This is a genomic window from Halobiforma nitratireducens JCM 10879 (assembly GCF_000337895.1).
GTDB lineage: Archaea > Halobacteriota > Halobacteria > Halobacteriales > Natrialbaceae > Natronobacterium > Natronobacterium nitratireducens.
This window is the reverse complement of record NZ_AOMA01000183.1, coordinates 1-26,075: the sequence shown is the minus strand read 5'-3', so window position 1 is coordinate 26,075 and position 26,075 is coordinate 1. Positions and strand designations below refer to the sequence as shown.

The following is a 26,075-nucleotide window of genomic DNA, read 5'->3' as shown; positions in this document are numbered from 1 at the left end:
ATCGTGTGACGGAGTAGACCACTGAAAAGGCGACGGAGTGTTACAGGTTACGGAAACCACGCGGGCACGGCCCCCTCCCACGTGTCATAAAAGAAAGCTCCAGTGACGAACGCGGCAGCGAGAAGCACGAACAGATGTCGATTCTCAGCCCACTGGTCGAAACGGTCGGATGTCATCCGTGCCATTCCGACGATCGCAAAGAGCCCACCCGAGAGTACGTAGGCAGGTTGTGAGACGACGAGACCGTTACCGAAAAGCGACGCTCCCCCCATCGTGATGAGGGCTTTCTCTTTCTGTGTCGTGGTTGTCTCTTGTTTTATGTCTCCCACCAACCGTGAGAGCAGAAAGAGCGCCAGGGCTACTGTAACGACGGAGAGAGCTACGAAGCCCACTGTCTCCACATCGATCGTGTCGGCCATTCGGAAAGTGATTAGCTGACATACTAGTTAGTATTTTCCATCAGTATACGAAACCCTGCCCCGCTCGGATCGCTGTCTCTTTTCGACTACAGTTACACCGGAATCGGCGGACAACGGTCCCACGAAGCCGTCACTCGAGTTCGACCGTCTTCGACCTGATCTCGTCGCCCTCGCGCCACTGGTAGTAGCGGTAGGCCGTCCCCGCGATTTCGGTCTCCGAGACGGTCGCTCGCTCCGGGACGCCCTCGGGAGACACGGTGTCGCGTTCGGTCGACTCGACCCAGTCGGCCAGTTCGGCGGCGTAGGTCGCGACCGCGTCGATCGTCTCCGGATCACGCTCCGAAAGCCCCTCGAGCGTCTCCCGGAGGTCGTCGTCGAGGCCCGCTGGCGGCGTCGGTCTCTCACTACCGGAGTCGGTCATTCGTGTGTGCCGTCGCACGGCGACGACCGTAAAGCCGTCTCTCGACGGTCGCGGTGGCTGGGGACGGTACGCATACGATAGTAACAACTGCACCCATTTGCACACTAATCGCCGGTCTGTCTGGCGATCAGGTGCGCACTGACGTGCAGTGGCTACTATACGGCCCCGCGGCTGATATAACCACGATCGGAGCATCCTTTTTGTATCAGAACGTGGTCCGGTAGAATGACAATGGACTCACAGAAACACCGTTCAACGGAACGAGTCGTGTCGGTTCCCGGTCACCTCGAGTCCGCACAGGCGAAACTCGTGTACCTCTATCTCGAGGCGACCGACGGAGCGACCGTCGACGATCTCGGCGACGCACTGGCGATGAAGAAGATCGATATTCTGAGCGTGTTGCACTCACTCTCGAGTCGCGGTCTCGTCGAGAAACGCGGCGAGGAGTACGCCGTCGTCCCGTAGGGCCCCTGCTCGATGCCGTCGATGCAGTCCCGTCGGAGCCACTCGGTAGCAGTTGGTGTGTCGAAAGAAGCGTGTGGCGGTACGGTCACCGCCAAAATACCCGCGGAGAGTGAACGAGAGCCGACCTAGAACGTCTCGAGGTAGCGGTCGATCTCCCACTCGGAGACGTCGACGAGGTACTCCTCGAACTCCTGGCTCTTCGCTTCGACGAACTTCGGTGCGACGTGATCGCCCAGCGCCTCGTAGATGATTTCGTCTTCCTCGAGCGCGCGTACCGCCTGACCGAGGTTCGACGGCAGCGTCTCGATGCCGTACTCTTCGCGAGTCGCTTCGTCGAACTCGTAGATGTTCTCACGGATCGGCTCGGGACACTCGAGGTCGTTCTCGATGCCGTCGAGACCGGCGTGGATCATGACCGCGAACGCGAGATAGGGGTTACACGACGGATCGGGCGAACGGAGTTCGATTCGGCTCGCGGCGGGCACGCGGGCTGCCGGCTTACGAACCAGTGCGGAACGGTTCCGGTCGGACCAGGCGACGTAGACCGGTGCTTCGTAACCGGGCACCAGGCGCTTGTAGCTGTTGACCGTCGGGTTCGCGACCGCCGTGATCGCGGGGGCGTGCTCGAGAATGCCCGCGAGGTACGATCGCGCGGTATCCGAGAGGTTGAACTCGTCGTCCTCGTCGTGGAAGGCGTTCTCGCCGCTTTCCTCCATCAGCGACATGTGGGTGTGCATCCCCGAGCCGTTGATCTTCGGGATCGGCTTTGGCATGAAGGTTGCATGGAGGTCGTGCTGGGCGGCGATCGCCCTGACGACGGTACGGAAGGTAGCGACGTTGTCGGCCGTCGCGAGCGCGTCGTCGTACTCGAAGTTGATCTCGTACTGGCCGCGGGCGACTTCGTGGTGGCTGGCTTCGATCTCGAAGCCCATGTCCTCGAGCCCGTAGATGATGTCACGGCGAACGTCGCTGGCGAGGTCTTTCGGAGCGAGGTCGAAGTAACCGCCGTGATCGGCGGTTTCGGTCGTCGCACGGCCGTCCTCGTCTTCCTCGAACATGAAGAACTCGGGTTCGGGAGCGAAGTTGACCTCGTATCCCATCTCCTTGGCGCGGTCGAGGGCCTGTTTCAGCACGTGCCGGGGGTCGCCCTCGAACGGCTCGCCCGTCGAGGTGTCGTAGACGTCACAGATCATCCGGGCCGCCGCGGTCTCGTCGTCCTTGCGCCACGGGAGGACGGCGAACGTCTCGGGGTCCGGAACCAAACGCATGTCCGATTCCTGAATACGGACGAAGCCCTCGATCGACGACCCGTCGAAGTAGATTCCCTCGGTGAACGCTTTCTCCGCCTGACGGGCGGGAACGGCGACGTTCTTGACAGTTCCCAGGATGTCGGTGAACTGCAGGCGCAGGAAGTCGACGTCGCGTTCTTCGATCTCGTCCAGCACGTCCTGTTCTGCGGAAGTCAGCTTTCCGTTTGCCATCTTTTGCTCGACTAATCCATCAACTTCCACTATTAAAGCTCTACTGTTCTGGGCGAATATGCGCTCTCTGTCTCAATAGTGGACGATTGTATCTGTGCCTCGCAATATCTGCGAGTCGAGTTGAGATGCGTTCGGAAACGGAGGGCGATATTCGAGAAACGTTTTCGAAGGGGCGATCCGAGTGGGGTGATCGTCTACCGGGAAACGACGGGACGGCGCGACGAAGCGGAGCCGTCCCATCGAGGACGCTTCGCGATCGTCGTCCCACAGTCGGGACAGACGTACGCGACCGCGTTCGCTCGAGTGTGACGGGTCCAGTCCCCGTCCTCGTCGGCTGGGCTCGTGTGGGAACACGACCAACAGTAGAGGAGAGATTTCCGACGAATCGACGCGTCGACGCGTTCGTCGCGTTCGTCGCCGGTGGTGGGGTCGAAACGGGTCATCGAATGCGGTAGGGGCTCCAAGAGTATAGGGCCTTTTTATAACGGTTAATTCGGAGCGACGCTCGCCGCTACAGTACCAACTGCAACGATTTGCACACTGATCGCCGATCCGTCTGTCAGGTGCGCACTGACTAGCAGTCGCTACTATCGGCCCATCAACTGTATCAGCCCTCAAACCGTACCCACTGCATGGCCGATTCCTCACCGAAACCGGAGCGCCTCGAGGACGCCGACGACCTCGAGGCGTTCGTCGCCGAGCGCGACCTCGCGCTCGTCGACCTGTTCACGACCGGCTGTCCGACGTGCCAGGCGATGGAACCGGTGCTGGGAAACGTCGCCAGGTCGACGGGCGTTCCCGTCGGACTGGTCGACCTCGGGGACGATCCGCGGCTGATCGAGCGGTTCGAGGTCCAGTCGGTTCCCGCCCTCGTTCTCTTCCGCGACGGCGAGCGCGTTGCAGGCCTCGCCGATGGCTTCGTCGGCGGCGACGACCTCGTCTCGTTCCTCGAGGAGCACGCACCTGACGCGATCGACGACGGCGCTGTGTCCAGTGTGTCCACCGGTGGCACGTAGACGCGCCGTCCGGTCTACGAACGCTTAAGACCGATCGGTCGTACCCATCGGACGTGACGACCGAGGGTGCGACCCTGCTTGCCGTACACTGTGAGACCCTCGCCGAGCGAGGCGATCCCGCGACGGCCGATCTCCTCGAGTACTTCGATCCGGACCTCGTCTACGTTACTCGGGACGGCTTCGACCCCAGAATCGCGAGCCGGCTTCGGCGTGCATTCGACGGGCCGGTCGTCAGGGCCGTCGATCCGACCCGCGACGGCCCACAGGTGGTGACGGCCGCCGGCGTTCGGTTCCTGTTCGTCGACACACCCGACGCGTTGGGAGCCGATGCAGGCGATGCTCCGCGGACGGACATCGACTACGTCGTCTGTGATGGCCTCGAGACGAGAACCGACGCCGTCTCGCTTGAGGTCGACCTCGCTGGCCGAGCGGCGATCGCTGACTATCGGCTCCGGGCACGGAGCGGCGACACCGGCCCGACGTTTCTCACCGGCGCGCTCGAGGCGGGCTACGACTACGTCTGGACGGCGATGGCCGACGGGACCCGCGTTCGCCTCCCCATTCGCGGCTGCGGCCCGCGTCGACGGCCGGGAGCCGACGAACTTCCCTGTCTCACCTGCGCTCCCGACGGCTCGATCGCCGTCACTTCGGTTCCTGCGGATCGGTTCGGTCTCGCGGCCCTTGAAGGGGTCGGTCCCGAGACGGCCGACAGGCTCCGCGCGGCCGGGTTCGACGACCGGGCCGCGGTCGCCGACGCCTCCCTCGAGGCGCTGCGCTCGGTGCGTGGGATCGGAACTGCTACCGCCGAGACGATCCGCGGGAGCGCACGTGCCATTGCCGAGGGGCGAGTCGTTCGCCGAACCGATGCCCCAGTCCCACCCGTGGACGGATCGCTGCTGTTCGTCGATATCGAGACCGACGGCCTCCACCCGACTGTGATCCCGTTGATCGGCGTCTACGATCCCGGCCGCGACGCGTACGTCGACTTCGTCGACGAGGAACCGACCCGGAACGACGCCGGCCGCGCGACTCGAGCGTTCGTCGACTGGCTCGCCGCCGAGTACGATCGGCCCGCCCTGGTCGCCTGGAACGGCCGGGAGTTCGACTACGTCCACCTCGAGCGATTCGTCACAGCGCACGCGCCCGCGTACCACGACTACTGGCGCGAGCACGTCTCCCGGTACGATCCCTACGACTGGGCGGTCCGGCAGGACAACGCCATCCTCCCCGGACGGACGAACCGCCTCGCGGACATCGCCGCCGCGCTTGGCTGCGAACGCGGTCCCGACGCCGCGGCGATGGACGGACGGACGTTCGCCACTCGGGTGCGGCGACTGCTCGAGCGTTCCGACGGCGAAGACGAGTGTGAACGTGAGATGCCGACCGACGACGCCGTCCCCGCCGGCGTGGACTGGGAGCGAGCCCGTCGCTACTGCGAGGCCGACGTGCGGGAGGTAGCGGCGGTCTACGACGCGCTCGCGTCGGCTCCCGAGCCGACGGGAACGACGGCGGAACCGAGCGACGAACAGCCGACGACACAGACCGGCCTCACCGACTTCTGAGTGGACACGCATGGACGAAGACAGGCCTACCGACGACCTCTCGCTCACCCCCGACGAACTTCGGGACAGCTACCCGACCAATCGCTACCACGGCCAGCTCCGCGAACGGATCACACTCCCCGCGCAGTCGGCGGACTATGTCCCTCCGGGAGAGGTCCTGCCGGCGAAACTCGCCTCGAGGCTCCCCGTTGACCTCTGGAGCCACCAGGCCGCGGCTCTCGAGGCCCTCGCCGACGGCGAGAACGTCTGTGTCTCCACCTCGACGTCCTCGGGGAAGACCTACGTCTACGGGCTCGAGATCGCACGCAGGGCGCTCGGTCGCTCCGAACGTACAGACGAGGTTCGTGCGCTACTGGTCTATCCCACCAAGGCACTCAGCCGCGACCAGGAGCGGGAGCTCGCGGAGCTGTTCGCGGACCTCGGGCTCGACCTGACCGTCGGCGTCTACGACGGCGACACCGACCCCAGTGACAAGGCTCGAATCCGCGAGGAGGCCAACGTCGTCATCACGAACGTCGCGGGGCTGAATCAGTACCTCGAGGGACACCACCGCTGGGCCGACGTTCACGCGAACTGTGAGCTGGTCGTCGTCGACGAAGCCCACTCGTGGACGGGTATCAGCGGTATGCACGCGGCCTGGGTCCTCCGGCGGGCCCGTCGCGTGATCGACTGGTACGGCGGCGATCCCCAGTACGTCCTGACGAGCGCGACGATCGGCAACCCTGGGGAGCACGCGCAAGCGTTGACCGGCGAGCCGGCGACCGTGATCGACGACGACGGCTCCCCGAGTGGTCGTCGACACCTCGTGTTCTGGGAGCCGCCGGAAGACGAGGGAAGCGACGGCGACGCCCGTCCCAGCAAGCGCCCCGCGACCGTCGAGGCTCCGGAACTGTGGGCACACTGCTGTTATCACGGCGTCCCCTCGCTGCTGTTTTGTGACTCGCGGAAAGGCACTGAACTCGCGGTGGACCGCGCGACGGCGTTTGTCACCAGTGCGGCGTCGCCCTATCAGGGTAGCGTCGCCCTCGAGCCGTACAACGCCGGCCACGGCAAACGCTCGCGCCGCGAGACCGAATCGCGGCTCAAAGCTGGCGATCTCGACGGCGTCGCGACCACCAGCGCCCTCGAGGTCGGGATCGACGTCGGCGGGATCGATGGCACCGTCCTCGTGGGGTACCCCGGCTCGCGGAGTTCGTTCTGGCAGCGGCTCGGCCGCGCTGGGCGTGGAACACGCGAATCGCTCTCGGTTTTCGTCCCCGATCACGCGACCCTCGACGGGTACGTCAGCCAGCACCCGGAGTACCTCCTCGAGCAGGACCCCGAAGACGCGGTCGTCGACCTCGAGAACCAGCCGGTCTTCCTGCAGCATCTCCGCTGTGCGGCCCAGGAGTTGCCGGTGACCCGCGAGGACGCCGACAGATTCGGCGGACGCGAGCGTCTNTTGCCAGCCCGCTCAGAGATGTGTATAAGAGACAGCATCTACGCGGCCGGCGGGCGGGGTTTCGACGTGCGCGTGGCCGGCGACGAGTCGATCGACCACGAACCGATCGGCGAGGCCCGGGCGTTTCGGGACTACCACGAGGGCGCGACGGTGCTCTACCAGGGAGATCGGTACGAAGTACGGGCACTCCGGGACGACCGACCGCAACCGTTCGTCGAACTCGAGCCGGCAGACGTTGACTACTACACCCAGTCCCAGCGCCAGGTGGCGATTCACGACACCGAGGTCCGCAGGTCCCGGGAGGTCGAGGACGGGGCAGGGTTCCGACTGAACTGGGGGTATGGTACCGTGACGGTTCGGTATCCCACCTACACGAAACGCGACGTCGAGACGGGCGAGGTGCTCGAGACCGGACTCGAGACCGGCGTGCCACCGGTCGAGATGCGAACGCAGCTCTGCTGGGCGGAAGTTCCGACGGCGATCGAACGCGCCGTGACCGACGCCCACGCCGACTACCGCAACGAGGAGTGTGTGGACCTGCCGCCGCGGCTCCACGGCTACCTGGGCGGCATCCACGCCATCGAACACGCGATGATCGGCGTCGCCCCGCTGGAGTTGACCGTCGACTCGGACGACCTCGGCGGGCTGGCGACGAACCGGCTTCCCGACGCTCCGGAGACGAGCGGCTGGTTCATCTACGACGGCGTCGAGGGTGGCGTCGGCTTCTCCCGGCGAATCTACGAGGAGTACGAGGCCGTCGCCCGTCGTGCCAGGGAGCTGATCGTCGACTGTGACTGCGGTCGCGACGAAGGGTGTCCGGCCTGTCTCATGAGCGATCGCTGTGGCAACGACAACCGGCCGCTGTACGGTCCCGCGGCGACCGACGTGATCGACGCGCTACTCGGTGAGGGAGAGGACACGAGTGAGCGCGTGGTTCGGACGGTCAACTCGAGTCAGAGTCAGAGTCAGAGTCAGGGAAGCGACGACGCTGGCGACGAGACCGAACCGGAGCGGCGTCGACCGCCGGCATCGGTCTCCTGAGACGACTGGACAGCAGTCAGGACACACCCGATCCGTCTCGAGGCCCGTCGCGGAAGGCGACGGCGTCTCGAGACGGGTCGGTGTGTGCAGTCGTTTGTCCGGCAGTATGACCCGTTCACTCGGCTTCCTCGGGCAACTCCTCTGGCGAAATCTCGCCCTCGAGCAGCCGTTCGCCCAGGTCAGTGATCTCGTACATGCCATCCATCAGTTTCGTCAGGAGGCCGTGGTCAGCCAGTACGCGACAGCGGTGGGCGGCGTCGCGACCCCGACGGACGCCGTGTTCGTCGACGTGACTCGGGGCGAAGTTGTGGTTCTCCCGGAGCACCGCGAGAATCTCCTCGTCGTCGGGCTCGAACCAGTCGGGGCCCGGCGTGTCCTCCTCGAAGCTCAGGAAGCCGGTCGGGGTGGCGGTTCCCGTGGGGTCCGACGCGTCGGCTCCCGAATCGACGGGAGCGTCCGAGTCGTGATCGTTCGCGTCCGGGTTCATACGCCTTCGTTGGCGACGGCCAGTCAAGAAGGGTCGGGATCGGCGCGGCCGTCTTCAGCTAGGGTGTTGGTGGCTGATCTTCTCCGCAACGGTTCCGGGGACCGGCGTGCCACAGTCCTTGCACTTCCACGTCGGGGAGACCGTCCCCCGCTCTTTCTCCATGTCTTGCCTGAACTGGAGGACGGCACCGCAGACACAGCGGTGGGTCGAACGGGCCATATCAGGCGGTACGGTCGCGAGCCGATAAATATGTCCCCGTGGTGTAGCGACCGACCCGACGGTCCCCGCACGCGTCTGCAAGCACACGCTTGTCCAGCCTGCTCGAGGAAGCGAGTGTATGGACCCGAAACGCCCCGATGTCAGAATGGAGGACAAGCCGGACGAGGACGGGGTCGTCACCGGCCGCGACCGGAACCGAGAGGACGGCGGACGGGTTCGGGCGCTGTTCTCGCGGCTCGCGTCCGTCCTGCGCCGGGAGTAGCGACCGTTTCGTTCGGCTTCGGGCTCAGTCCGGTCGGTCCGACTCCTCGAGCAACCCGAGATCGGTCGCGATCAGGTCGGCGATGCTGTCGGCGATGTCGGGGTCGACCTCTGCGATGTCCTCGCCGTCGTGCAGTTGGTCGTTGTGTCGCTCGATCGACTCGGCCAGGTCCGAGAGCGGGACGCGGGAGGTCGTCTCGCACTCGGGACAGACGATCGGGACGCGGGGGTCGTCCCCGTCGGAATCTGTGGGAGGCATTCGGCGGATATCTCACGGCGACGATCAAAATCTAATTGGTCCGGGCTGGTCGGAGAACGGCACGGCGGTCGGCCCGCAACTCGAGGTCACGTCGGTCAGCCCGCTCGTAGCCGCCGTCCGAGGACGGCCACGGCCAGTCCAACGAACGCGACGATCGGACCGAACCCGGGCGTACTGTCGGTGTCGTCACGGTCCGCATCGTCACTCGAGTCGGCTCCATTCTGGCTGGTTGGTCCGGAGTCGGAGTCAGAGTCAGAGTCAGAGTCAGAGTCAGAGTCACCACCCGAGCCGGCGTCGCCGTCACCGTCGAGTTGCAACACCACGACCGCCTGGCCGTGCGATCCGTCCTCGTGGTAGGTCCAGCCGCCCGCCGATTCGTAGGGGACTGCAGCCTCGAGTGGGTCGACATCGGAGTCCCAGCTATCGTGGGCCTGCTGGACGTAGCCGACGAGTTCGACGTCGTCTGCGTCGTCGCCTGCGATCTGGGCCTCGCCGTAATCGACCGTCTCGTCCTCGGGGAGCCCGTGCCACTCGAGGCAGTGGGAATCGAGGTAGCCGTCGCCCTGGGGCAGGTCGTCGGTCGTGCCGAACTGGTCGGCGTCGAGCGGCCGGTCGTAGTGTTCAGTCACTGGATACTCGACGACGAAGGGGTCTGCGTCGGTGTGCCACTCGAGTTCGTCGCCGGTCGGGACCGTCACCGTCGTGTTCGGGACGCTCTCGCCGACGACGGGGTCGCCGTTCTCGTTCAACAGCGTGACACAGAGCTTTCCGGAGCCGTCGCCGAGATACGGCGTACGGTACGCGTCACGGGGGTTCACGTAGCTGATCCAGCTGCCGTCGTCGGCTGCGGCTTCGAAAAACGGGTCGTCTTCTCCGGGAACCTCCTGGACGTACTCCTCTTCGCTGACCCCACGTTCGGCTCGAGCCGGGATCGTCGCGCCGACCGGCGACGGTCCGTCGCTGCTCGAGTCGATCGGATCGACCGATTCCGTCGCGATCCCCGACCCAGCAGTACCGCCAGTCGCAGATGCGTTCGCCGCGGCCCCGGCCGCGACGACGCCGGCGAAGACGACCGCGATTAGTCCGATCAGACACAGCGTCTCGACGGCCGGTCGCGAGCGGCCGGACGAACTCACGTTCGGCTCACCTCCGAGCAGACGGCCGATCGCGAGACCTCGCCGAACGGCGTCGCGGTCCTGGCGAGGGGCCGCTGATCGTTCGGCAATCGTGACAGTCGTCGGTTCGTACCTGTCATACAGTCGACCATCGGACGTATCCGGTTGTATATATGACCTCCGTAACTCGGGGTAAGGGCCCCATACCTCCCCGAACCGACGGGAGTACGAGACAGCGCTTGCGTACCCACGCGAACCGACTTCCCGCTCGAGGGTGTACGGGGCCCGATGCACATTCGATCCACGAGACGGAAGCGAAACCGGGAGACGACCGACGCAGGCTCGACGTCGCGAACGGGCCCCATCGGAAAGCTGGCCGTCCTCGCGGGCGTCGTCCTCGCGGTCCTGTATCTCGTTCGACGCTACGGCTGGACCGAAAAGGTGGGGATACCGACGGTCGAAACGCTGGAGGAACGAGCCCCCTCGACGGAGTCGGTCCGTGAGCGAACGACCGACGCGGTTCCCAGCGACTTCCAGCCGATTCCGATCGGTGGCCGGAGCGGAGACGGCGGGGGCGAAGACGAAGACAGAGACGGAGACGAAGTCGAAACCGGGAGCGAAACGACCGAAGCGGTCAGCGAGGTGATCGAGGATGCGGAGACGAACGTCGATCTGACGGACGAGGCGCGATCGGCGGAGGAGATCGCCGAGCGTGCAGACGAAGGGGTACCCGATCCCGGAGAGATGGCGGTCGGCGAGGAACTCGAGGACGAAATCCGCGACGAAGAAGGGGCCGACGACGAGACGGAGTCGGGGACGGCCAACGACGACGACGACGATGACGACGACGACAACGACGACAACGACGGTGACGAGACGTAATCGGCAACGCTCGTACACACCCCCGATACCTCTCCCGCGTATCGGGCCGACTCCGAACGGTTCAGAGAGCGTGGCCCTTATGCGCCGCTCGTCCCTAGCCGAAATCGATGACTGACGGGGACGTCGCGGCCTTTACCCATCTCGGAGCGACGGTTCGCGGGGCGCTCTCCGAACGCGGCTTCTCGACGCCGACGGCACCACAGCGGCTAGCGATCCCGCCGCTTGCCGCTGGACAGAACACGCTCGTGATCGCGCCCACCGGGAGCGGCAAGACCGAAACCGCCATGCTCCCCGTCTTCGACCATCTCGTCGCCGAAGACGGGGGCCGACCGGACGGGTTCGGGGCGCTCTACATCACGCCGCTGCGGGCCCTGAACCGCGACATGCTCGAGCGTCTCGAGTGGTGGGGCGAGTACCTCGATCTCGAGGTCGATGTCCGCCACGGCGATACGACCGACTACCAGCGGAGCAAGCAGGCCGAGGACCCGCCGGACGTCCTCATCACGACCCCCGAAACGCTGCAGGCGATGCTGACGGGCGAACGGCTACGCGAGGGGCTGCAAGACGTTTCCCACGTCGTGATCGACGAAGTCCACGAACTCGCGGCCTCGAAACGCGGCGCGCAGTTGGCGATCGGGCTCGAGCGCCTGCGGAATCTCGCAGGCGAGATGCAACGTATCGGGCTCTCGGCGACGGTCGGCGATCCCGAAGACGTGGCTGGCTTTCTCACCGGCGGTCGACCATGCGAGATCAGGGAGATCGACGTCGGGAGCAACGTCGACGTGACAGTTCGCAAACCCGAAATCACCGACGAGGACGAGGAACTCGCCGGGAAGTTGATGACCGAGCCCGACACGGCGAGCCACGTCCGGCTGATCCGGGACCTGGTCGCGGACCACGAATCGACGCTGATCTTCGTCAACACACGTCAGACAGCGGAGGCGCTCGGCTCGCGATTTAAAGAACTCGACCTGCCGATCGGCGTCCACCACGGGTCGCTCTCGAAGGAGGCCCGCATCGACGTGGAAGACAGATTCAAATCGGGGGCCCTGGACGGGTTGCTGTGTACGTCCTCGATGGAGCTGGGAATCGACGTCGGGAGCGTCGATCACGTGATCCAGTACAAGAGCCCACGGCAGGTCACGCGGCTCCTCCAGCGGATCGGACGTGCCGGCCACCGTCAGGACGAGGTCTCGAGCGGGACCGTCGTCACGACCCGACCGGACGACACCTTCGAGGCGCTGTCGATCGCGCGCCGTGCCCGCGAAGGCGAGGTCGAGCCGGCGGCGATTCACGAGGGCAGCCTCGACGTGGTCGCCAATCAGGTGCCGGGTATCGTCCAGAGCCGCGGGGATACGCACGTTCGAGAGGCCTACGATACCGTCTCCCGGGCGTACCCGTTCCGTGACCTCCGGGCGGAGACGTTCCGCGAGGTCGTCTCCGAACTCGACCGCAACCGGATCGTCTGGTTCGACGAGGGCGAGGACCGCATCGAGACGACCGGTGGCACCTGGCAGTACGTCTACGCGAACCTCTCGATGATCCCGGACGAGGAGACCTACGACGTTCACGACATCGCCTCCGGGGGACAGATCGGTACCTTGGACGAGCGGTTCGTGGTCAACTTCGCAGAGCCGGGCGAAATCTTCGTCCAGCGCGGCGAGATGTGGCGGATCAGCGAGATCGACGACGAGGAAGGGCGGGTGAAGGTCAGTCCGATCGAAGACCCTGCGGGAGAAGTCCCCTCCTGGATCGGCCAGGAGATTCCGGTTCCCGCCCCCGTCGCGGGCGAAGTCGGCGAGATCCGCGAGGTCACACGGCCGCAGTTCGAAGTCGGTGCGGACGCGGCCGCCGTGGGTCGCGAACTGTCGGGTCGGTATCCGGCCGACGAGTACACGCTCGCCGAGGCCTGCGAGCAACTCGAGCGACAGGTCGAAAGCGGGTCACCGATGCCGACGGCAGAGCGGATCGTCCTCGAGCGCCAGGGGCGGACGATCGTCGTAAATGCCCCGTACGGCCACACGGCAAACGAGACGCTGGGCCGTGTCCTCTCGTCGCTGCTGGGCCAGCAGTCGGGGTCGTCGGTCGGCCTCGAGACGGACCCGTACCGGATCGAACTCGAGGTTCCCACCTCGGTTGCGACCAGCGACGTGGTGGAGATTCTGGAAGAGACCGATCCCGATCACGTCGAGACGATCGTCGAACTCGGGCTGAAGAACTCGGACGCGCTGGCCTTTCGGCTCGCGCAGGTCTCTGCGAAGTTCGGTGCGCTCAAACGCTGGCAGGGCCAGGGCCAGGGATCGGGTCGGCTCTCCAACGAACGGCTACTGGCGGCGCTCGAGGACACCCCGATGTACGACGAGGCGATCCGCGAGGTGTTCCACGAGGACCTGGACGCCGAGCGTGCGAGCGCGGTGCTGTCGGGGATTCAGTCCGGCGAGATCGATCTCGTGACCCATCGCGGTCGGACCCCGGTCGGTCAGGGCGGCCGCTCTTCGGGCGGCAAAGAGCTGCTCGCGCCCGAAAACGCCGACGCGAGCGTCATCGAAACGGTCCGGGAACGGATTCGAAGCGACCGGGTCATCCTCCTGTGTACCCACTGCAAAGACTGGAAGGTGAAGACGAAGGTCAAACGCGTCCGTGACCAGCCGGAGTGTCCCGAGTGTGGGTCGACTCGCATCGCATCCCTGAACCCGTGGGCCGACGAGGTCGTCCAGGCGGTTCGGGCGGCGGAAAAAGACGAGGAACAGGAGGAGATGACCGAACGTGCCTACCGGGCCGCGAGTCTGGTCCAGAGCCACGGCAAGCAGGCAGTGATCGCGATGGCCGCCCGCGGCGTCGGGCCGCACAACGCCGCGCGGATCATCAACAAACTCCGCGAGGACGAGTCGGCGTTCTACCGGGACATCCTCTCGAAAGAACGGGAGTACGCGCGGACCCAGTCGTTCTGGGACTGAAACCGCTGGCCCCCGGCTTCGAACGCGAGGACCACCTTTCTTTGGCCACGATCGACCCGCTTCGGATCGGTCCTCTCGAAGACACGGGAGACGGATCACATACCCCGCTATATCACACCTGTTCTTTTCCCCCGTCGACTCCCAACAGCGCCCGAATGGGTTCCGGACCTCCCTCGAGACGAACGGATTCGGCGAGCGACCGAGCCGAGCTGGATCGCCTCTCCCGACTCGGGGGCTTGCTCTCGGCGGCTGACATCGCCGGGTTCCGCGTCGACCCGGACGGGACGATTCTGGGTGTCAACGACGCCTTCGCGTCCCTGATTGGAGACGACCGATCCACTCTCGTCGGGGAGCCGATCGATTCGATCGTCGCGGAGGGTGACCTCGCGCTGTCGGCGCTGCTCGAGCACGACGACTGTAACCCGCCCACGTCGCGACCGCTCTCGGTGCACACGGTGGCGGGGACGACGGTCGCCTGCGACGTCCACCTCGAGGTGTTCCGTCGCGGCGACGGCGATCCATGGGTCGGTGGCCTCCTCGATCACAAGTCGGACGCCGAAGCGAACGCGGCGGCCGACGCCGACCTCTCGTACGGACGGACGTTCCGCGCGCTGGCCGACGCGTTGCCCGACGGGATCATCGTGCTCGATACGGACAGCGACGTTCGGTACGCCAATCCCGCCGTCGAGCGTATCCTCGGTCACCAACCCGAAGAGCTCGTCGGCTCGAGCAAAGTTCGGATCATTCCGCCGCGGCTGCGACAGGCCCACCTCGACGCCCTGCAGCGGTACCTCGAGACGGGCGACCGGAACCTCAACTGGACCTACGTCGAGTTACCGGGCCAACACAGCGACGGTCACGAGGTTCCGCTGGGCGTGTCGCTCAACGACTTCGTCCACGACGGCGACCGGTACTTCGTCGGCCTCTTCCGGGATATCACGCCACGTAAGGAAGCCGAACGGACGCTCACGGAGAACGTCGCTCAACTCCAGTCGGTAGCCTATCTCGGCGAGCACGCGCTAGATTCCACCGACGCCGACGACCTCCTCGAGAAGACGACGGCGCTCGTCGCGGCGGGGCTGGACGTAGACTGTTGTGCGGTCTCGGAACGCGTCTCCGAAAGGGACGCGGGCGGAGGCCGGCGGATCGACACGCGAGCGAGCATCGGTTGCGAGACGGTGTTCGGTACCGCATCGGTCGACGGGTCGGACGGCCGGACGGGCGACGACACTGACGCGGGCGACATCCGATCCTCGCTCGTGTCGGATGCACTCGAGGCAACCGACGCCGTGGTCGACGACTTCGAGGAGGGGGTCGCGACAGCGGACGGTGTGTCGATTCACGAGGCCGTCGCCGTCGCGATCGGTCCCTCGTCCGACCCGTGGGGCGTCCTCGAAACCTACGCTACCGAGCCCCGCAAGTTCCAGGATCACGACCTGGACTTTCTCGAGAGCGTCTCGTCTATCCTGGCGACCGGCATCCAACGCCAGGAGTACGAGCGGCGACTCAGCGAGACCGTCGACGAACTCGAGGCGTCGAACGAACGCCTCGAACAGTTCGCGTACGCGGTGTCTCACGACCTGCAGGAACCGCTGCGGATGATCTCGAGTTACCTGCAACTCGTCGAGAACCGGTACGGTGACGATCTCGACGAGGACGGCCGGGAGTTCATCGAGTACGCCGTCGACGGAGCCCGGCGTCTGCGACAGATGATCGACGGGTTGCTCGCGTACTCGCGAATCGACACGCAGGGCCAGCCGTTCGAACCAGTCGATCTCGGGGCCGTCCTCGAAGACGTGACGACCGATCTCCAGGTCTCGATCGAGGACAGCAACGCCAGGGTCGTCGTCGGGGACCTGCCGGTCGTCGAGGGCGACGCCGGACAACTCCGGCAACTGTTCCAGAATCTAGTGAGCAACGCGATCAAGTACAGTGGTGACGACCCTCCCTCGATCGAGGTGACGGCCGACCGTGAGGCCGACCGCTGGGCGATCACCGTCCGCGACGACGGGCTCGGGATCGACCTGGATACCCAGGAGCGACTGTTCCAGATGTTTCAACGCGGCCACGACGTCGACCCGGACGGGGTCGGAATCGGGCTCGCGATCTGTCGGCGCATCGCTCGTCGTCACGGCGGCGATATCGCCGTCGACTCGGACCCCGGCGAGTGGACGGCGTTTACCGTGACGCTGCCAGCGACCGAGTCGGAGCAACTCGAGTCAGGATGTCAACGGGCGGAGTGATCAGTCGAAGTCGGCCGCCGGCTTCGTCATCACACACGGAACGACTGGTACGTCGTCCGCTGGCGTGCCGTCGGACCGAAAACCGATCCGCCATACGATTTATGAGATATCGGCAGAGTTATCTTTGCAATGCCATCGTACTCCGTCCTCTTCGTCGAAGACAGTCACTTCATGACCCAGCACGTCAGCCACACGCTGGAGTCGGAACACGGGTTCGAGGTCGAGGCCGTCGCGACGGCCGACGAGGCCCGCGCCGTCTTCGACGCGTCGACGTTCGACTGTGTTATCTCGAGTTACGAGCTGCTCAACGAGAGCGGAATCGAACTCGCCGCGTCCCTCGAAGAGGCGGCCGACGAGGCCAACGTCCCGTTTATTCTCTTTACCGGGAACCCGCTCGAGCCACTGGTCGAGGAAGCTCTCGAGGCGGGCGTCTCCGCGTTCGTCAGCAAGAGCAATCACGCGACGGGGGACATGAACGTCTTCGCGAACCGGATTCGGCTGGCGATCAAGGCCGCACAGTGACAGTCACGGACAGAAACCGGTGACGACGGTGGTCGGGGGAACGGGTCCGTAACGACCATACGAATCGCCCTCGTCGTCTCCCACATGAACGTCGCGCCGGGCGGCTGGAAGTACGCGATCATCCCGCTGCTCGCCGCCCCGTTTGCACTCCTGTACAGCGTCGCTGCCAGCCTACTCGCGCTGGCCGTCGGCGTCGGAACGCTCGCTTTTTTCCGCGATCCCGACCGTACGCCACCGCCGACCGGCGTCGTCTCGCCGGCCGACGGGACGGTCTCGGTGCTCCGGACCGAAGGTGACCGCGTTCGTCTCGGCGTCTTCATGAACGTCTGGCACGTCCACGTCGTTCGCTCGCCGTTTTCGGCCACAGTCGACGGCCTCGAGCACGTCTCCGGCGCGAACCGTCCCGCGTTCTCCAAGGAGTCCGATCGGAACGAACGCGTTCACCTCCGTCTCGAGACCGACTCGTCGGCGGTGTCGTCGATCGATCCACTCCAGGCTGCCGAGAGAGACGAGACGCAGGACCCACAGCCCGAACGGGACTCCGACGCCACCGTCACCCTCGTGGCCGGTGCCTTCGCCCGGCGTATCTTCCCCTACGTCGAACCCGGCGACGACCTCGAGCGAGGCGATCGACTCGGTCACATCGCCTTCGGGAGCCGGGTCGATCTGGTCTTTCCGCCGTCGGTCGATCCCGACGATATCGCGGTCGAACCCGGCGATTCGGTGACCGCCGGCGAGACGGTAGTTTTCGACTCACACCCGGTGCGTGAGTGACCGCTCCGATGCGAGTGAAGCGGTTGCGACAGAGCAGTCGGTCCGGTCGACAGCCAACCCGTCGGTGTTCCCCGGCCAGACAGCCCGACAGGTCAATATAAAATATCTGTCCTGGGTGTCCGGGGTAGCACGAGCACGACCGGGAACGCAAACGTGTCGGCGCTCGAACGTAGCTTAGAGGTCGACAGCCTCTCGCGCCTCCTCGAGATGCCGGCGCTCGATGACGACCTCGTCGGCCCGGTCGTTGGCCTCGTCGGGATCGTACGCCGTTGCGACCTCCCGGATCGCCTTCATCGATGCGTCCCGGACCAGCGCCTCGAGATCAGCACCCGTATATCCCTCGAGTTCGGCGGCGAGGTCCCGAAGGTCGACGTCTTCTCCCAGTGGCTTCCCGCGCGTGTGGACCTCGAGGATTTTCTCGCGGGCCTCGCGACCGGGTTCGCCGACGAGAACGTGTGTATCGAGCCGCCCTGGCCGGAGGAGTGCGGGATCGATCTGGTCCTTGCGGTTCGTCGCGGCCAACACGACGAGGTTTGGATTCTCCCGCATTCCGTCCAGTTCCGTCAGCAGTTGTGAGACCACCCGCTCGGTGACCTCGTGGCCCTCGCCTCGGGCGGCCGTGATGGCGTCGATCTCGTCGAAGAAGACGATCGACGGCGCGGCCTGGCGAGCCCGCTCGAACACCTCGCGGATCGCTTTCTCGCTCTCGCCGACGTAGCGGTCGACGATCTCCGGCCCGTCGACGCGGACGAAGTTGACGTCGGTCTCCCCTGCAAGCGCGCGTGCGAGAAGCGTTTTCCCCGTTCCCGGCGGCCCGTACAGCAGAACTCCCGACGGAGGATCGGTGTTCGTCTCCTCGAAGAGTCGGTCGTACGTCAGGGGCCACTCGACGGACTCCCGCAGAGTTCCTTTCGCATCCTCGAGGCCGCCCACGTCCGTGAAGTCGGTGTCGGGCGACTCGGCGACGTACTCCCGCATCGCGGAGGGTTCGACCGACGCGAGCGCCTGATCGAAGTGGTGCTTCTCGACGACCGGGTCGCGGTTCCACTCGGTGCGACCGTCGGCGTCGGTCGGCCGACCGCGGATCGCCGCCATCGCGGCTTCGCTGGCGACCGCATCGAGGTCCGCGCCGACGAACCCGTGCGTGCGGCGGGCGATCGCGTCGACGCTGACGTCGTCGGCCAGGGGCATCCCGCGGGTGTGGACCTCGAGGATTTCCTTGCGCCCTTTCTCGTCGGGGACGCCGATCTGAATCTCGCGGTCGAAACGACCGCCCCGCCGGAGCGCGGGATCGATCGTGTCGACCCGGTTTGTCGCACCGATGACGATCACTTCGCCACGGGCGTCGAGGCCGTCCATCAGCGTCAGCAACTGGCCGACGATCCGGTTCTCGGCGTCGCCTTCGTCGTCTCGTGCACCCGCAATGGAGTCGATTTCGTCGAAGAAGACGATCGTCGGCGCTTCCTCACGGGCCCGTTCGAACGTCCGGCGCAGTTGCTCCTCGCTTTCGCCCTTGTACTTCGACATGATCTCCGGGCCGGAGATCGTCTCGAAGTGAGCGTCGACCTCGTTGGCGACCGCACGGGCGATCAACGTCTTCCCAGTGCCCGGCGGTCCGTACAGCAAAACCCCCGACGGCGGCTCGACGCCGAGTCGCTGGAACAGCTCCGGCTCCGACAAGGGAAGCTCGATCATCTCCCGAACCAACTCGAGTTCCTCGTCTAAACCGCCGATGTCCTCGTAGGTGACGCCGGAGCTCGGTCCCGATCCGCCGGCGGTGTCGCCGCTCTCGGTGCCCTCGAGTTCGGTCTCGAGGCCGGCGTCGTCGGTGCCTGCTTCCGAGGAGGTCGGGGATCGGCCCCCGGACCCGGTTTCCGACGCCGAAGTCCCCGGTTTCCGTTTCGATTGTGACGAACTCCCGTCCGCGTCGACGATCCGGATCGTCGTCGTACTCGAGATACGCACGTCGCCGTCCGGGTCCGTGTCGGCGACGGTGAACGGCTCCTGGCCGAACCCCTCGACGCGGATCTGTTCGCCGGCCCGGACCGGCCGATTTCGAAGCTTCTTGGTCGCCTTGCGCTCGGCGACCTGCCGTTGGCCGTCGGACACCGACGGCGGCGCGACGAGTGTCACGCGGTCGGCCTCGCGGATCGCCGACTTGTCTTTCGCACGGACGGTGACCGTATCGCCGACGTGGACGCCCGCGTTCGCACGGGTATCGCCGTCGATCTGGACGACGTTTTCGGGAACCGACGGATCGGCCGGCCACATCTTCGCGACGGTTCGGGACTTGCCGCCGATAACGACCGTGTCACCGCTCAAGACGCCCAGTTGTCGCCGCGCGAACTCGGGAATCCGCGCAACGCCGCGGCCGGCGTCCCGTTTCTCGGCGGCCCGTACCGTCAGCTGCACACCATCGTCGCTCGCGTTCGCACTCGGCTCCGGGTCCGGGTCCGACCCACTCATGGGGCGTACGTTCCGTCCGGGCTGCCTTGAGGATTGCCCTGCCGTTCGCGCTCGCGTTCAGGGTCGAGTCCGGATCGATCTCGATCCGGAGAAACGCCTTTGCGTATCCGTGTGGTGGCCCAGGTATGGTCGTCCAGACCGAGCGGGACGACGCGACGTGGTACGAATGCGAAAACTGCGGGCTGCTCTTCGACGAGCAGTCCGACGCGTCGGAACACGAGAGACACTGTGACGATACGGACCCGTCCTACATCCAGTGACCAGGACAGTCGGTAGCGGCCGGCGAAGACACCCCTCGAGAGCCCGAAACCAACTCACTCGAGACGGTCACGGTGCTCTTCGGCGAGTTCGCGGGCGCGCTCGAGCGTGTGGGCTTCGCTCCAGCGGACCCGTTCGGCGTCGCCGTAGGCCAGCGCGGTCTTGAGCTCGTCCCGCAACACGCCGTGATCGACCGAGTGGACGGTCCCGTCGGCGTCCCCGAGCTCGTAGACGCCGGGCCGATCGGGTGCACTCGAGACGGTCTCGCGGTCGAGGTCGTTCCAGGGTTTTTGCAGGGGCACGTTCACTCCTCCGAAGCGTCGTCTCCGTCGTCGGTGTCTTCCGTCCGCTCGGCGGCCTCCTCGTCCGTTCGGTCTCCGCTTGCGCCATCGTACTCTTCGCCGACGATCTCGTAGGCGTGCTCGCTCAACTCGTCCTCCGCGAAGACGAAGACCCGGCCGTCGACCGCCGAGAGATCCGCCTCGACGCGGATCGAGTACGCTTCGGTCGACACCGTCACTCCCGGAAACAGGACCTCCTCGTCGTCGCTCTCGAGCATGACCCGGCCGACGCCGGTCGTCTCGAGGATTTCGTCGTGGGTGTCACGATCGTTGACGTAGGTCATAACGCCCTCGATGCCGTCGGGGTCGGTCACGAGGACGTGCACGTCTTTCCCCGGCGGCGTAGTGATCGCACTCTCGACGGGTTTCGGCGGCCCGTGGTAGAACACCTCGCGATCGTCGAGATACTGGACGACGACGCCGCCGTCGACGAAGTCGACGCCGATCGTGCTCGGAGCGACGTTGCTGCGCGTGGGCGTGGTCATTGCACGAGGATTCGGCTGCAGCGGGGAAAAGGGGTACGTTCTCGCCCGCCTCGCTGTCGTGGTTCTCGGAACGTGCGGTCGAACCACCGTGTGCAGTGCTCACTCGGATCGTCAGCCGTAAGTATCCGTCCACCAGTGTACGGATATGGACGGCCGCGCCGTTGCGCCTGCAGCTGGGACGGTACTCAACGCGCTCGCGACCGGAGTCGGTTCCGCGTTCGCGATCGACCTCGAGACGACAGCGACGGTCGAACTCATCGACGACGGTGATATCGTCGGCGAGATCGACGGCCGGCCCGAGGCAGACGCCACGCTCATCGAACGTTGCGTTGCGCTGACGGTCGACGAGTTCGGGACCCAGGCAGGCCTTTCCGACGCCGACGTCGGCGCTCGCGTCCGCACGGAAAGCGAGGTCCCGATGGCGTCCGGGCTCAAGAGTTCGAGCGCCGCGGCCAACGCGACGGTGCTCGCGACGCTCGATGCGCTCGGCGTCGCCGACTCCGTCGAACGGATCGACGCCTGTCGACTCGGTGTCCGGGCCGCCCGCGACGCGGGAGTTACCGTGACAGGCGCGTTCGACGACGCCAGCGCCAGTATGCTCGGAGGCGTCACCGTCACGGACAACGCGACCGACGAACTGCTCGCTCGAGACGAGCTCGACCCCGACTGGGACGCGCTGGTGTACACGCCACCGGAGCAGTCGTTCAGCGCGGACGCCGACACCGACGCCTGCGAACGAATCGCGCCGATGGCCGAACTCGTCGCGGAACTCGCACTCGAGGGCCGCTACGGCGAGGCGATGACCGCCAACGGCTTCGCGTTCTGTGGTGCACTCGAGTTCCCGACCGGACCGCTGGTCGATGCCCTGCCGGACGTCGCTGGCGTCTCGCTGTCCGGCACGGGACCGAGTTACGTCGCCCTCGGCGAGCGACCGACGCTCGAGGCGGTCCGGGACAGGTGGAACGAGCGCGACGGAACGACACGGTTACTGGCGACGCGGACGGACGGAACGCGTACGCGACCGACGAACGATCACCCATGACTCGAGATGCTACTGCGGACGAGAACGACGAAACAGCACGGCGAACGCCCGAAGAGATGAGTCTCGACGAACTCCGCGAGGAGATCGAGACCATCGACCGCGAGATCGTCGAGCTGATCGCCCAACGGACCTACGTCGCAGACACGATCGCACAGGTCAAAGACGAGAAGGGGTTGCCGACGACCGACGAGGAACAAGAACAGCAGGTGATGGACCGGGCAGGGGAAAACGCACAGCGGTTCGACGTGGACGCGAACCTCGTGAAGGCGATCTTTCGGCTGCTGATCGAACTGAACAAGGTAGAGCAGCGCGAGAACCGGTAGCACGCGGCAGCGGTATTGCTACGTCATTCATCGGCCGGTTCTAGCGGAACTCGTTTCACCTCGATGTCCTCGTATCTTTCTCCGATGAGAGCACGTTTAGTGTCCGTGTTTCTGCAGTCGCGGCGTGGAACGCATCGAACACCGTCATTCCCTCGTCGTAGTAGTTCACCGCCTTCAGAACGATTTGTCGTTCTTCCTCGTCTCGGACAGGGACGAGTTCGAGCAGATTTGCCACGAGTGGGACATACTCAAGCTCGTACCGTTCTCGGGCGAGAAGGAGTTCGAGATAGGAGAAGACCGACGTTTCTACGTCGTATTCGTCGAGTGCTTTTTCTGCTGATTGTTGCAACCAGTCCGAATCTCTGGCGAGCGCGAGTAAAAAGTCGGTTTCGACGTAGACCGTCATCTATCGTCTCCGTTCTCACGGGCCGCAGCTTTCGCTTCTGCTTCGATGTCCGCCCCAATATCGTCGACAGACGCATCACGTAACTCGCCTGCCGCTTCACGGACTGCAGCGAAGTGGTCGTCCGCAACCGGAACGAGTTCGATTCTGTCCTCGTACGTGACGATGTGATACTTCTCGCCGTATTTTTCTCGTACGTCTTTGGGAATGTACAACCGCCCCTGCCCGTCCGTTTCTGCTGACACAGATACGGCTACGGTACCATAGACAGAGAATCTTACCACCAGTAAGGAATTGATGGTAAGACATCACTTTTCATCTGTCCGCATATTGGATATCGTCTACTGAACAAGATCAAACAGCGAGAGAACAGGTAACACTCACACGATCGATGTCGTTCGTCTCCGGTGTTCGAGACCGAGGACCACCCTCGCAGCGTTCCAAAACCGCCACCGAAGACATGTTTTGTGGTCGTGGCTCTTTTTCGACGATAGCGGGAGCAGTGTGCGTCTGTGTCATCCAAAATATCTCGAACGAGGACTGACCACTTCACCGACGCGCTCTCCCTCTTTCGGTCGTTTCTACTGCTGTGCACGGACGTTCCCTCGCGGAACACGTACTCCCGATCCGAAAGCGCCGAGGCCACCGAACACGCCCGATCCGATGAAAAGAGCTATCGGTGCGACGGTGGATTCAGATCACAATGCCCGACGCTCTCGAGGCACTGGACATCGACGGGATCGATACTGGCGTCCGGCCCACCGTCACCGGCTCGAACGAGAGCGGCGACCTCGCTGCCGGTCCGGCGACGCGCTCGAGCCGGCCTCGTCTCGGTCGCCCCGACACAGAGCGCCCTCGAGGCGAGCCCGGGTGGTCGGGTCCCCACGACGGGCGTCGTCGGTACTCCTCCTTGAGGACGACAGCACCGCTGCCAGCGAGTGAATCGAGGCCCGCTCCTGGGTCCGCCCTCCTTGCCGTTCGACTACGATGACCGAGACACCGACGATCGACATCGAGCCTGCGACGACCGACGAAATCGACGCGATCACGGAGCTGTGGGTGCGGCTCGCACGCGACCAGCGCAGCCACGACTCCGCGGTGTTGCCCGAGCCAAACCGCGACGCGATGCGGGAGACGCTCGCGGCCCACTGTGCCGGTGGCGGGCTGCTCGTCGCCCGCGTCGACGGTGATCTGGTCGGGTTCGCCTCGTTTTCGATCGAACGCGGTGCCCTCGAGCTCGATACCACTCGCGGAACGCTGTCGAACCTCTACGTCGACCCCGCACGTCGCGATCGGGGGGTCGGCACGGCGTTGCTCGAGGCCGCGGAGCGAACGCTCGCCGAGCGGGGCATCGACGTGCTGATGCTCGAAGTGATGGCCGCAAACGACGCTGCACGCAGGTTCTACCGGGAACGTGGCTACAATCCGTTCCGCGTGACGATGCGCCGGCCGCTCGAGGACCGGTCGGAAAACGACACACATTCAAAGGAGGACGGCTAACTACCGCCTGCCTGGTTCGCGTGCCAGGGGAGCATGGGCGGTTCATGCACTCGACTTGTAATCGAGACTTCGTGGGTTCAAATCCCACCCCTGGCTTAAATCCTTAGGTTCAAAGCCTCTACCAGCAGGTATCCGAATAGCCATCAATTCAGACGGTGGTAGTTCACCGAACCTCACGTTCAAAGCTTATTCTACCAGCGGTCAACAGGGGTGTTCAGCGTGAGCTCCGTGACAACCAAGTCCGGACCGACATGCGGAGCGCCCGGGTGCACCGAGGATGCCGATCTCGTGGTCCGCCATCCTAAACACGGGTATCTCGTCGTCTGCGACGGCTGCACCGGCGGCTACGTGGTGGTCAACCATGTCTGAAGACCTCGAGGGGAAGGTGAAAGACCTCGAGGCGTCCATTGACGATGCCCGGTTCCTGATCGATCACCTCGGCGATCGCGTCGACGAGCTCGAGGAGGAACTCACCGAGAAGGACCAGCGCATCCGCGAACTCAAGCAGACCGTCGAGTCGCTCGAGGACCGCGATCGCCTCATGCAGGAGGTTCACCGGAACGCCGCCGACACGCCGACCAAGCGTGCCGTTCGGTTGATCCAGACACTCAACAACGAAGCGGTCACGAACGGCCAGGCTGGCCAGGAGGAGCACGCAACGATGACCGCCCGTGAGGCGATGAAGTGCCTCGGCGGTGATGTCAGCCGGCCGACGATCTACCCCACGTTCGACCGCGCAGTCGAGCTTGTTGGCGACGACGATGTCCTCGAGTACCGCAAGGAGGACCGCTCGTCGCCGAAGAAGTCGCGGCTGATCCTCGACCTCGAGGTAGGCGACCTCCCGTCGACGATCGCTGGCTACGACATCCGCTGTCCAACCTACGAACAGAAGGGGTCACGATGAACACCGGCCGATCGGGTGTAAGATTCTTACAACACCGGGTTGCGGGGAAGCCCCCTCCACGACGGCCGTGTGTGAAAGCTCGGTTGTACTGACTCCAACCACACACGGACTCAACAAAATAACGAAACAGAAGATAATGAAAGCAATTGTACGATTAGCGTGGAGTGCGTTCGTCAATCGCTCGTCTCGCTCGGCTGTCGCTGCCGAAACACTGCAAGATTGGTGTTGTAAGAATCTTACACCGGTCACGGAAACAGCCGCTCGGTCGGGGTGGTCCTGATGAGCGCCAGTACCGCCGAACTCGTCGACTCGATCGGCAAGTTCCTTCGTCGGTACTACGACAAGGAGATCAAGCAGCTTGCCCAGAAGTATCCAAACGAGCAACGGTCGTTGTATGTCGACTGGGACGACATCTACCAGTACAACGACCGCGAGCGCGACATCAACACGCTCGCCGAAGACATCCTCGAGAATCCCGAGCAGATGCAGCGGTACTTCGAGGAAGCGCTCCGGCAGTACTATCTCCCGATCGACATCAGCCTCGAGAACGCACACGTCCGGTTCACGAACCTCCCCGACGCGGAGAGCTACAACATCGGGGAGCTCTCCCCGTCCCGGAAAGATGGCAACCTGATCGCCCTTCAGGGCCAGATCGCGAAGAAGACGAAGGTCGCCCCGATCCCGACCGAGATCGCCTACGAGTGCCAGCTGTGCGGGACGATCAACCGCGTCCCGGCCGCGAACGGGTTCGACGAGCCGCACGAGTGCAAGGGTTGCGAGCGGCAGGG

The 26,075-nt window shown here is 64.9% G+C and carries 27 protein-coding genes, 1 tRNA gene and 2 pseudogenes; 17 read left to right on the top strand and 13 right to left on the bottom strand.

All coding sequences use genetic code 11. The features are described 5' to 3' along the window. Positions 1-47 precede the first annotated feature (47 nt). Together C446_RS16715 and C446_RS16710 are read right to left on the bottom strand one after the other, a co-directional pair. A complete protein-coding gene (locus C446_RS16715) occupies positions 48-419 on the bottom strand; it encodes a hypothetical protein (RefSeq protein WP_006674308.1) in 372 nt (123 codons plus the stop codon). A gap of 130 nt (positions 420-549) precedes the next feature. Continuing rightward, complete coding sequence (locus C446_RS16710; RefSeq protein WP_006674307.1) at positions 550-840, bottom strand: hypothetical protein; 291 nt, start codon at positions 838-840, stop codon at positions 550-552. A gap of 231 nt (positions 841-1,071) precedes the next feature. On the opposite strand from C446_RS16710, the gene C446_RS16705 reads away from it, so the two are divergent. Next, positions 1,072-1,305, top strand: coding sequence for a hypothetical protein (locus C446_RS16705; protein ID WP_006674306.1), 234 nt, complete (start codon positions 1,072-1,074; stop codon positions 1,303-1,305). A 125-nt stretch (positions 1,306-1,430) separates the two neighbouring features. On the opposite strand, the gene glnA is transcribed toward C446_RS16705, so the two are convergent. Both glnA and C446_RS16695 read right to left on the bottom strand, forming a co-directional pair. Continuing rightward, positions 1,431-2,786, bottom strand: coding sequence for a type I glutamate--ammonia ligase (gene glnA, locus C446_RS16700; protein ID WP_006674305.1), 1,356 nt, complete (start codon positions 2,784-2,786; stop codon positions 1,431-1,433). A gap of 194 nt (positions 2,787-2,980) precedes the next feature. Then, positions 2,981-3,229: a hypothetical protein gene (locus C446_RS16695; protein WP_006674304.1), complete on the bottom strand. Its 249-nt coding sequence runs from the start codon at positions 3,227-3,229 to the stop codon at positions 2,981-2,983. A gap of 189 nt (positions 3,230-3,418) precedes the next feature. On the opposite strand from C446_RS16695, the gene C446_RS16690 reads away from it, so the two are divergent. From C446_RS16690 to C446_RS16680, 3 genes are read left to right on the top strand one after another with little or no spacing between them, the layout of a single operon-like run. Further along, on the top strand, positions 3,419-3,802 hold the full coding sequence (locus C446_RS16690; RefSeq protein WP_006674303.1) for a thioredoxin family protein: 384 nt from the start codon (positions 3,419-3,421) through the stop codon (positions 3,800-3,802). 53 nt (positions 3,803-3,855) lie between these two features. Next, positions 3,856-5,364: a ribonuclease H-like domain-containing protein gene (locus C446_RS16685; RefSeq protein WP_006674302.1), complete on the top strand. Its 1,509-nt coding sequence runs from the start codon at positions 3,856-3,858 to the stop codon at positions 5,362-5,364. A 10-nt stretch (positions 5,365-5,374) separates the two neighbouring features. Continuing rightward, a complete protein-coding gene (locus C446_RS16680) occupies positions 5,375-7,846 on the top strand; it encodes a DEAD/DEAH box helicase (RefSeq protein ID WP_006674301.1) in 2,472 nt (823 codons plus the stop codon). Between the two features lie 115 nt (positions 7,847-7,961). Here C446_RS16680 and C446_RS16675 read toward each other — a convergent pair whose 3' ends face one another. Then, a complete protein-coding gene (locus C446_RS16675; RefSeq protein ID WP_006674300.1) occupies positions 7,962-8,333 on the bottom strand; it encodes a hypothetical protein in 372 nt (123 codons plus the stop codon). Between the two features lie 54 nt (positions 8,334-8,387). Further along, positions 8,388-8,552: a hypothetical protein gene (locus C446_RS19425; protein WP_169331375.1), complete on the bottom strand. Its 165-nt coding sequence runs from the start codon at positions 8,550-8,552 to the stop codon at positions 8,388-8,390. Positions 8,553-8,670: 118 nt separating this feature from the next. On the opposite strand from C446_RS19425, the gene C446_RS19170 reads away from it, so the two are divergent. Then, positions 8,671-8,814: a hypothetical protein gene (locus C446_RS19170; RefSeq protein ID WP_160162984.1), complete on the top strand. Its 144-nt coding sequence runs from the start codon at positions 8,671-8,673 to the stop codon at positions 8,812-8,814. Positions 8,815-8,838: 24 nt separating this feature from the next. Here C446_RS19170 and C446_RS16670 read toward each other — a convergent pair whose 3' ends face one another. Both C446_RS16670 and C446_RS16665 read right to left on the bottom strand, forming a co-directional pair. Further along, positions 8,839-9,072: a hypothetical protein gene (locus C446_RS16670; RefSeq protein WP_006674299.1), complete on the bottom strand. Its 234-nt coding sequence runs from the start codon at positions 9,070-9,072 to the stop codon at positions 8,839-8,841. Between the two features lie 95 nt (positions 9,073-9,167). Next, positions 9,168-10,208, bottom strand: coding sequence for a hypothetical protein (locus C446_RS16665; protein ID WP_006674298.1), 1,041 nt, complete (start codon positions 10,206-10,208; stop codon positions 9,168-9,170). 267 nt (positions 10,209-10,475) lie between these two features. Between C446_RS16665 and C446_RS16660 the strand changes: the two genes are divergently transcribed. From C446_RS16660 to C446_RS16640, 5 genes are all read left to right on the top strand, one after another. Further along, the gene (locus tag C446_RS16660; RefSeq protein WP_006674297.1) at positions 10,476-11,069 is read left to right on the top strand and encodes a hypothetical protein; all 594 of its coding nucleotides are present in this window, start codon (positions 10,476-10,478) and stop codon (positions 11,067-11,069) included. Between the two features lie 107 nt (positions 11,070-11,176). After that, entirely contained in the window at positions 11,177-14,026 is a 2,850-nt protein-coding gene (locus C446_RS16655) for a DEAD/DEAH box helicase (RefSeq protein ID WP_006674296.1), read from the top strand. A gap of 155 nt (positions 14,027-14,181) precedes the next feature. Beyond that, positions 14,182-16,269, top strand: a complete 2,088-nt coding sequence (locus C446_RS16650) for a PAS domain-containing sensor histidine kinase (protein ID WP_006674295.1) — start codon at positions 14,182-14,184, stop codon at positions 16,267-16,269. 129 nt (positions 16,270-16,398) lie between these two features. Next, positions 16,399-16,791, top strand: a complete 393-nt coding sequence (locus C446_RS16645) for a response regulator (RefSeq protein WP_006674294.1) — start codon at positions 16,399-16,401, stop codon at positions 16,789-16,791. 84 nt (positions 16,792-16,875) lie between these two features. Continuing rightward, on the top strand, positions 16,876-17,565 hold the full coding sequence (locus C446_RS16640; RefSeq protein ID WP_006674293.1) for a protein sorting system archaetidylserine decarboxylase: 690 nt from the start codon (positions 16,876-16,878) through the stop codon (positions 17,563-17,565). A gap of 174 nt (positions 17,566-17,739) precedes the next feature. On the opposite strand, the gene C446_RS16635 is transcribed toward C446_RS16640, so the two are convergent. Next, positions 17,740-20,031: an AAA family ATPase gene (locus C446_RS16635; RefSeq protein WP_006674292.1), complete on the bottom strand. Its 2,292-nt coding sequence runs from the start codon at positions 20,029-20,031 to the stop codon at positions 17,740-17,742. Positions 20,032-20,156: 125 nt separating this feature from the next. Here C446_RS16635 and C446_RS20330 point away from each other — a divergent pair, with 125 nt between their 5' ends. Further along, the gene (locus tag C446_RS20330; RefSeq protein WP_006674291.1) at positions 20,157-20,291 is read left to right on the top strand and encodes a DUF7128 family protein; all 135 of its coding nucleotides are present in this window, start codon (positions 20,157-20,159) and stop codon (positions 20,289-20,291) included. A gap of 54 nt (positions 20,292-20,345) precedes the next feature. Here the strand turns inward: C446_RS20330 and C446_RS16625 are convergent, their stop codons facing one another. After that, positions 20,346-20,591 (bottom strand): DUF7508 domain-containing protein, encoded by a 246-nt coding sequence (locus C446_RS16625; protein ID WP_049920319.1) that lies wholly within the window; start codon positions 20,589-20,591, stop codon positions 20,346-20,348. 2 nt (positions 20,592-20,593) lie between these two features. Then, positions 20,594-21,115 carry a DUF5796 family protein gene (locus C446_RS16620; RefSeq protein ID WP_006674289.1) on the bottom strand — a complete coding sequence of 174 codons (522 nt, stop codon included), beginning with the start codon at positions 21,113-21,115 and terminating at the stop codon, positions 20,594-20,596. 145 nt (positions 21,116-21,260) lie between these two features. Between C446_RS16620 and C446_RS16615 the strand changes: the two genes are divergently transcribed. Together C446_RS16615 and C446_RS16610 are read left to right on the top strand one after the other, a co-directional pair. Continuing rightward, a complete protein-coding gene (locus tag C446_RS16615) occupies positions 21,261-22,157 on the top strand; it encodes a shikimate kinase (protein WP_006674288.1) in 897 nt (298 codons plus the stop codon). Then, the gene (locus C446_RS16610) at positions 22,154-22,480 is read left to right on the top strand and encodes a chorismate mutase (protein WP_006674287.1); all 327 of its coding nucleotides are present in this window, start codon (positions 22,154-22,156) and stop codon (positions 22,478-22,480) included. Before C446_RS16615 ends, C446_RS16610 begins: the two co-directional genes overlap by 4 nt. Positions 22,481-22,503: 23 nt before the next feature. On the opposite strand, the pseudogene C446_RS16605 reads toward C446_RS16610, so the two are convergent. After that, positions 22,504-22,886 (bottom strand): annotated as a pseudogene (locus C446_RS16605) (PIN domain-containing protein). Next, entirely contained in the window at positions 22,883-23,128 is a 246-nt protein-coding gene (locus C446_RS16600) for an AbrB/MazE/SpoVT family DNA-binding domain-containing protein (RefSeq protein WP_049920317.1), read from the bottom strand. The pseudogene C446_RS16605 and the gene C446_RS16600 overlap by 4 nt, the downstream one beginning before the upstream one ends. A gap of 742 nt (positions 23,129-23,870) precedes the next feature. Here C446_RS16600 and C446_RS16595 point away from each other — a divergent pair. The 4 genes and pseudogenes from C446_RS16595 to C446_RS16580 form a co-directional block, all read left to right on the top strand. Continuing rightward, positions 23,871-24,383, top strand: a complete 513-nt coding sequence (locus C446_RS16595) for a GNAT family N-acetyltransferase (protein ID WP_006674284.1) — start codon at positions 23,871-23,873, stop codon at positions 24,381-24,383. 22 nt (positions 24,384-24,405) lie between these two features. Further along, positions 24,406-24,479: transfer RNA gene (locus tag C446_RS16590), tRNA-Thr, on the top strand. 265 nt (positions 24,480-24,744) lie between these two features. Then, a complete protein-coding gene (locus C446_RS16585) occupies positions 24,745-25,287 on the top strand; it encodes a hypothetical protein (protein WP_006674283.1) in 543 nt (180 codons plus the stop codon). A 279-nt stretch (positions 25,288-25,566) separates the two neighbouring features. Then, positions 25,567-26,075, top strand: a pseudogene (locus C446_RS16580) (minichromosome maintenance protein MCM); the annotation flags it as partial.

What these genes read in the sequence shown, in the direction of transcription:
- C446_RS16715 (WP_006674308.1), bottom strand. Translation starts at nt 419, where the DNA reads ATGGCCGACACGATCGATGTGGAGACAGTGGGCTTCGTAGCTCTCTCC.
- C446_RS16710 (WP_006674307.1), bottom strand. Translation starts at nt 840, where the DNA reads ATGACCGACTCCGGTAGTGAGAGACCGACGCCGCCAGCGGGCCTCGAC.
- C446_RS16705 (WP_006674306.1), top strand. Translation starts at nt 1,072, where the DNA reads ATGGACTCACAGAAACACCGTTCAACGGAACGAGTCGTGTCGGTTCCC.
- glnA (WP_006674305.1), bottom strand. Translation starts at nt 2,786, where the DNA reads ATGGCAAACGGAAAGCTGACTTCCGCAGAACAGGACGTGCTGGACGAG.
- C446_RS16695 (WP_006674304.1), bottom strand. Translation starts at nt 3,229, where the DNA reads ATGACCCGTTTCGACCCCACCACCGGCGACGAACGCGACGAACGCGTC.
- C446_RS16690 (WP_006674303.1), top strand. Translation starts at nt 3,419, where the DNA reads ATGGCCGATTCCTCACCGAAACCGGAGCGCCTCGAGGACGCCGACGAC.
- C446_RS16675 (WP_006674300.1), bottom strand. Translation starts at nt 8,333, where the DNA reads ATGAACCCGGACGCGAACGATCACGACTCGGACGCTCCCGTCGATTCG.
- C446_RS19425 (WP_169331375.1), bottom strand. Translation starts at nt 8,552, where the DNA reads ATGGCCCGTTCGACCCACCGCTGTGTCTGCGGTGCCGTCCTCCAGTTC.
- C446_RS19170 (WP_160162984.1), top strand. Translation starts at nt 8,671, where the DNA reads ATGGACCCGAAACGCCCCGATGTCAGAATGGAGGACAAGCCGGACGAG.
- C446_RS16670 (WP_006674299.1), bottom strand. Translation starts at nt 9,072, where the DNA reads ATGCCTCCCACAGATTCCGACGGGGACGACCCCCGCGTCCCGATCGTC.
- C446_RS16660 (WP_006674297.1), top strand. Translation starts at nt 10,476, where the DNA reads ATGCACATTCGATCCACGAGACGGAAGCGAAACCGGGAGACGACCGAC.
- C446_RS16655 (WP_006674296.1), top strand. Translation starts at nt 11,177, where the DNA reads ATGACTGACGGGGACGTCGCGGCCTTTACCCATCTCGGAGCGACGGTT.
- C446_RS16650 (WP_006674295.1), top strand. Translation starts at nt 14,182, where the DNA reads ATGGGTTCCGGACCTCCCTCGAGACGAACGGATTCGGCGAGCGACCGA.
- C446_RS16645 (WP_006674294.1), top strand. Translation starts at nt 16,399, where the DNA reads ATGCCATCGTACTCCGTCCTCTTCGTCGAAGACAGTCACTTCATGACC.
- C446_RS16640 (WP_006674293.1), top strand. Translation starts at nt 16,876, where the DNA reads ATGAACGTCGCGCCGGGCGGCTGGAAGTACGCGATCATCCCGCTGCTC.
- C446_RS16635 (WP_006674292.1), bottom strand. Translation starts at nt 20,031, where the DNA reads ATGAGTGGGTCGGACCCGGACCCGGAGCCGAGTGCGAACGCGAGCGAC.
- C446_RS20330 (WP_006674291.1), top strand. Translation starts at nt 20,157, where the DNA reads ATGGTCGTCCAGACCGAGCGGGACGACGCGACGTGGTACGAATGCGAA.
- C446_RS16620 (WP_006674289.1), bottom strand. Translation starts at nt 21,115, where the DNA reads ATGACCACGCCCACGCGCAGCAACGTCGCTCCGAGCACGATCGGCGTC.
- C446_RS16615 (WP_006674288.1), top strand. Translation starts at nt 21,261, where the DNA reads ATGGACGGCCGCGCCGTTGCGCCTGCAGCTGGGACGGTACTCAACGCG.
- C446_RS16610 (WP_006674287.1), top strand. Translation starts at nt 22,154, where the DNA reads ATGACTCGAGATGCTACTGCGGACGAGAACGACGAAACAGCACGGCGA.
- C446_RS16595 (WP_006674284.1), top strand. Translation starts at nt 23,871, where the DNA reads ATGACCGAGACACCGACGATCGACATCGAGCCTGCGACGACCGACGAA.
- C446_RS16585 (WP_006674283.1), top strand. Translation starts at nt 24,745, where the DNA reads ATGTCTGAAGACCTCGAGGGGAAGGTGAAAGACCTCGAGGCGTCCATT.